The sequence below is a fragment of the Oleiphilus sp. HI0043 genome, assembly GCF_001634935.1.
Map to the genome: position 1 here is coordinate 1 of NZ_LWEY01000711.1, position 735 is coordinate 735.

General features: G+C 43.7%; 2 protein-coding genes. One reads left to right on the plus strand and one right to left on the minus strand.

Translation table 11 applies throughout. The features are described 5' to 3' along the window. On the plus strand, positions 1 to 357 hold a 357-nt coding region (locus A3729_RS32620), incomplete at its 5' end, for a hypothetical protein (protein WP_068633630.1). A gap of 15 nt (positions 358 to 372) precedes the next feature. Here A3729_RS32620 and A3729_RS33850 read toward each other — a convergent pair. Next, positions 373 to 735: hypothetical protein (locus tag A3729_RS33850; protein WP_231877387.1), on the minus strand; the 363-nt coding region annotated here is incomplete at its 5' end.

Below are 735 nucleotides of genomic sequence, written 5' to 3' on the forward strand. Positions count from 1 at the left end.
CCCGCACTCGCGGCTTTGGATGAACGCTCCCAATTTGCAGAACATTACTTATTGAAGCTAGCTTCTAAACGTTCCTCTTACGGTGAGCACTTGGTAGCCTCGAAGCAGTCTGATGGTTTAGGTATTTATGCGATTAGTCCTGAAAGTCACACCGCTTTATGGGATGAGTATTTAGCTTTTCAACCAGACCTGGCGAGTACCGTACGGGGTTTGGCTTCGCAAAGGGCATTTTTGGAAAACCCTCATGCTGAACTTGCAACCAATCTTGTTTATGCAAGCGCGATAGCCTGGTTGTTGACTCAGTACCGTAAGAATTGTGAGCAAGACCCGGTATCTGGATATGAGGATATTGCCTGATTTTCAAAGCAATTCTTAGAACGGCTTTACCTTGGCTATCTCTTCTTTCAAGCGTCGCTTATATTCATCCTGATCTTCGATATCTTTTAACTTTGCATAGATGGTTTGTAAGTCTTGTTTGTACTGTTTCATCTTCTTTACATCGTCGCTTAAGAAAATCGTATAAGCTTTCATTGAAAAGCCCAAGACCAGGATGAAAGGGAGCGATAGAAGTGAAATGGAATGTAGGGTCAGAACCACTAGCCACTTAAGCAAGCCAGAAACACTGTTCCTGTTATACAACGGTAAAGTGAGGGCGTTGGTCCAGACTGAATAGTTTTTTCGAAGAGCTTCAAGAGCTTTTTTGTGGCCGACCCAAGACGGTGTAAACATCGCAAG